1 protein-coding gene is annotated in these 746 nt (G+C 80.4%); it reads left to right on the top strand.

Features of this window, described 5'->3' with window-relative positions; genetic code table 11:
• Positions 1 to 746, top strand: a 746-nt coding sequence (locus tag VR44_RS39090) for a hypothetical protein (protein WP_045952445.1), incomplete at both ends; no start/stop codon positions are given.

Raw genomic sequence — 746 nt, 5'->3', positions numbered from 1 at the left:
CCTCCTGCCGGGGCCGGTACCGCGCTGGTGGGCCGGGGCGGTCGGGCGGGCGCTGGGCTGGGGGCCGGAGGTGGAGGTGTACGACGGCCTGGCCGGGCGGGGCCCGGGCCTGTCGGAGGCGGTGCTGGCCCGGCCGGCGCTGGCCCGGCGGATGAGGGAGTGCGGGCTGCCGCTCGTACCGTGGGGGCGGACGGAGCCGTACGCGCGGCTCGCCGGTCTGCCGTGGCGGCCGGACGCGCTGCGGTACGAGTCGAAGTCCCGGGCCCACGCCCTGTTCGCCCGGATCCTGGCCGGCGGCGGCCATCCGGCGGTCACCCTCCCGGCCCAGTGGCGGGCGGGGTCCCGCCGGGCGGCGGTCCGGTGGGTGGCGGCCCGGGCCCGGGCGGGCGAGAGCACCGTTCTCAAATCGGAGCACGGGGTGGGCGGTTCGGGCACCACCCTGGTGACGCCCGAGCGCGTACGGGCGGCCGGCGGGGCCCGTGCCCTGGTACGGGGCCTGCCGCGCGGCCCGCTGCTGGTGGAGGAGTACGTGCACGGCCCGGCGGAGGGGGAGGCGCCACGGGACCTGACCTACGACGGTTTCGTGGACGGCGAGGGGCGCCCGCACCGGGTCGGTGCGGCCCTGATGGACGTGGCCGACGGCGGCTACCGCGGGGCCACGGTGGGCCCCGGGGTGGTACCCGCGCAGCTGGAGGGGCCGCTGCTGGCCTTCGGGGCGGCGGTGGGCCGGGAGCTGGCGGCGGCCG

This window comes from Streptomyces katrae (genome assembly GCF_000966975.1).
Taxonomy (GTDB): domain Bacteria; phylum Actinomycetota; class Actinomycetes; order Streptomycetales; family Streptomycetaceae; genus Streptomyces; species Streptomyces katrae.
Note: the sequence above shows the minus strand (reverse complement) of the source record. Positions and strands in the feature narration are given on the sequence as shown.